Origin of the sequence: Burkholderia sp. Ac-20379, assembly GCF_017104645.1 — a bacterium.
GTDB lineage: Bacteria > Pseudomonadota > Gammaproteobacteria > Burkholderiales > Burkholderiaceae > Burkholderia.
Map to the genome: position 1 here is coordinate 1 of NZ_JAAGPF010000517.1, position 3,442 is coordinate 3,442.

Here is a 3,442-nt window from a genome sequence, read left to right on the forward strand (position 1 = left end):
TGCGGTGCGTGGCGTTGCCGGGCGAGCGGGCTTCGCCGCTCGGGGTGGGGCTGGCGGTGTTCAGGAACGACGGAAGGCGAAGCGGCATGGCAGACCTGTCAAACAGCGGGGGACCGGGCGCGCAACCGGCGCGCACCGGCCATTTCCGGTCGCGCGAGCGGCTCGGCGCTTCATTTTTTTATCAGACCCGGCGCGTTGTACAGGAGGCCGAACGGAACGCATGGCGCGGCATGCGAAGTCGAAGGGGGAGTGAAAGGCGGCCACGCCGGCGCTGCCACCCGCGCCGCACCCGCTAGAATTGCGGTTTTCGCCCGGAACACGCCCCATGTCTTTTGCCTCGCTCGGCCTGATCGCACCGTTGCTGCGTAATGTGCAGGATCTCAATTACCAGACGCCCACCCCGGTGCAGGCCAAGGCGATTCCCGCCGTGCTCGGCGGCAAGGACGTCATGGCCGCCGCGCACACCGGCACCGGCAAGACCGCCGGCTTCGCGCTGCCGCTGCTGCAGCGGCTCGTGCAGCACGGCCCGGCCGTCGCCAGCAACCGCGCGCGCGTGCTGGTGCTCGTGCCCACCCGCGAGCTGGCCGAGCAACTGCTGCAGAGCTTCGCCGACTACGGCAAGGGGCTCGACCTGCGCTTCATGGCCGCTTACGGCGGCGTGAGCATCAATCCGCAGATGATGAAGCTGCGCAAGGGCGTGGACGTGCTCGTTGCCACGCCTGGCCGTCTGCTCGATCTGAACCGCCAGAACGCCGTGCAGTTCGATCAAGTGCAGACGCTCGTGCTCGACGAGGCCGACCGCATGCTCGATCTCGGCTTCGCGCGCGAGCTGAACGCCGTGTTCGCCGCCTTGCCCGTGCAGCGCCAGACCTTGCTGTTCTCCGCCACCTACACCGACGACATCCGCGAGATGGCCGCCAGCATTCTGCGCAGCCCCGTGGACATCAGCGTCAGCCCGCCCAACACCACCGCCAGCAAGATCCGCCAGTGGGTGGTAACCGTCGACAAGCGCAACAAGCCCGACCTGTTCATGCATCTGGTGGCCAAGAACCGCTGGAAGCACGCGCTGGTGTTCGTCAAGACGCGCAACGGCGTGGATTACCTGGCCGGACTGCTCGACGAAGCCGGCTATGCCGTCGACACCATCCATGGCGACAAGCCGCAGCCCGCGCGCCTGCGCGCGCTCGAGCGCTTCAAGACCGGCGAGGTGCAGATGCTGGTGGCCACCGACGTGGCCGCGCGCGGGCTCGATATCGACGATTTGCCGCTCGTGATCAACGTCGACCTGCCGATCGTGGCGCAGGACTACGTGCACCGCATCGGCCGCACCGGCCGAGCTGGGGCGAGCGGCGTGGCCGTGTCGCTCGTGTGTGCCGACGAGGCGCCGTATCTGGCCGCGATCGAGGCGCTGATCGGCAAGACGCTGGCGCGCGAGGAGGAGCCGGGGTTCCTGGCCGAGCATCGCGTGCCGGAGACGAGTGCGACGGGGCAGTTGATCAAGAAGCCTAAGAAACCGAAGAAGTCGAAGGTGCAGGCTGGGGCTGGTGGTGTGCAGGCGGCTGGGAAGGCGCTGCGCGAGGTGGATGAGGGGTTCGACCGGAGCGTGTTGGTTGGGAGTCCGTTCAGTTCGCAGAAGCCGCGCGGGAAGATGGCGGGGAAGGCTGGGGGCGGTGGGAAGCCTGGTGGCGGGAAACCTGCGGTGAAGAAGCCAGGTGGGGCGGGGAAGAAGCCTGCTGCGGGGAAGCCGCAGGGGAAGGCGGGTGGTGGGCGCGGGCCGCGGTGATCGAGGCCTGAAAAGAGCCGGGCAAACGGGAGTTCAGGATGGCGCTGGAAGACATCAATCGGATCTGGGTGCCTGTCTACGGACATCCTGCCTGGTCCGTGAAGCAAGGCCACGGAAGCTTTCTTGCCTTTGAATTCGGTTCGCCGTCCCTGCGAATTCGCGAACCGGCCAGCGCATCGCCACATGCATCGGAGCGGGTCAAGGCAAGCATGGCGCGGCGACGCGTTCAGGTTGTCGGCAACTGGCATCTATGGATTTATTGCTGCCATTGGGTGATTTCGTTTCACGGAAAAGAGATGGCTCACAGCGAATCTCCGAACACCATGATCGGCCTTGCCGTCGAACTGCTCGACGGGCAGAAACTCGTTTCGGCTGCTCGCGGTGCCGAGCAGGGTTCGTGGTTGTTCACGTTCGACCTGGGTGGCGCGCTGCGAACCTGGTCTTACGGTGAAGATCCGACCGACGAGCAATGGTTGCTGTATGAACGCGAGTCGGGACGCGTCCTGACGGTTCGATCCGACGATCATTACGCTTATTCGCGGGAAGATGAGCGACCGGAGAACACGCGCTGGCTTCCGATTTGAAGCCTCGCCTCCGTTCGCGTTGCAAACGGGGCATCGGCGTGCGACTGCCGTGCGATGATGCGCCACGATGATGATGAGGTAGGCAATGACAACGACATTCGACGAAGCAACGATGGCGGCGATCGCCGCATTCGCACAACTGGACTTCGAAACGGCGGCGCAAGCCATGCGCGCCGAGGCCGATTACGACTACGAGCGCGATCAGTGGATCTCGCGCTTCATCGACGAGGCCGGCGGTGGCGAGGACGATTCGGAATACGACGCGCTGCATGCCGAGGCGCAGACGACGCCGGAATTTGCGCAGTTCATCGATGGCGCGAAGAAGGAAATTCTGGAGTACTTCGGGGTGACCGAGGAGCAACTGGAGTGGGTGGTGGTGCTGCGCGAGGACGATAGCGATGCGCTGTGGGATGAGGTTAATCGGCAGCGGAAGGCGTTGGGGTTGGAGGAGGTGAGGGGGGATCTTTGAGGGGGCAACGGGGAGGGGGAAGTTGCGACGGGATGATTGGCGTGATTGAACTTCGATCAGTTCGAAAGCCGCCTGTTGTAGTTGGTTGCTTTCGACCCTTAGAGGCCAGTTCAAAACGGGAATTCGCTGGAATCACTTGCCGACTCGGCTGGGCTTCGGCTCGGGCGCAACTTGCGATCCTCGTAGACGCCAACGGCGTTCCTCTCGTCGCGATCCTGACTGGCGCGAACACCAACGACGTCACATAGTTGCTACCGCTCGTTGACGCGATTCCAACCATTCGCGGTGTTCGTGGCCGACCACTTCAGAAGCCAAGTGCCATCTACGCCGATCGCGGCTACGATTCCAACCGACATCGTCGCGCGTTACGCGAGCGCCGGATCAAACCCGTGATCGCCAAGTGCCGGATCGAACATGGCAGCGGTCTCGGCAAATATCGTTGCGTGGTCGAACGTACGCACTCCTGGCTCCACAGTTTCCGTCGCCTACGCACGCGCTTCGAGCGACGTGCCTACATTCACGAAGCATTCCTGAAACTTGGCTGCTCGCTCGTCTGTTGGAACATCTTCAGGCGCGCTGAGCAGGGCTTTTGAACTGGCCTCTTAG

Annotated in this window: 3 protein-coding genes and 1 pseudogene; all 4 read left to right on the forward strand. The window is 64.0% G+C overall.

All coding sequences use genetic code 11. The features are described 5' to 3' along the window. The first annotated feature begins 325 nt into the window (after positions 1–325). A complete protein-coding gene (locus G3N92_RS32140; protein ID WP_206131564.1) occupies positions 326–1,783 on the forward strand; it encodes a DEAD/DEAH box helicase in 1,458 nt (485 codons plus the stop codon). A 38-nt stretch (positions 1,784–1,821) separates the two neighbouring features. Continuing rightward, the gene (locus G3N92_RS32145; protein ID WP_206131565.1) at positions 1,822–2,367 is read left to right on the forward strand and encodes a hypothetical protein; all 546 of its coding nucleotides are present in this window, start codon (positions 1,822–1,824) and stop codon (positions 2,365–2,367) included. An 85-nt stretch (positions 2,368–2,452) separates the two neighbouring features. After that, on the forward strand, positions 2,453–2,836 hold the full coding sequence (locus G3N92_RS32150; RefSeq protein WP_206131566.1) for an ATP-dependent protease: 384 nt from the start codon (positions 2,453–2,455) through the stop codon (positions 2,834–2,836). A gap of 109 nt (positions 2,837–2,945) precedes the next feature. Beyond that, positions 2,946–3,429, forward strand: a pseudogene (locus G3N92_RS32155) (IS5 family transposase); the annotation flags it as partial. Positions 3,430–3,442: the final 13 nt, after the last annotated feature.

Coding starts and splice junctions, on each gene's coding strand:
- G3N92_RS32150 (WP_206131566.1), top strand. CDS start 2,453: ATGACAACGACATTCGACGAAGCAACGATGGCGGCGATCGCCGCATTC.
- G3N92_RS32140 (WP_206131564.1), top strand. CDS start 326: ATGTCTTTTGCCTCGCTCGGCCTGATCGCACCGTTGCTGCGTAATGTG.
- G3N92_RS32145 (WP_206131565.1), top strand. CDS start 1,822: ATGGCGCTGGAAGACATCAATCGGATCTGGGTGCCTGTCTACGGACAT.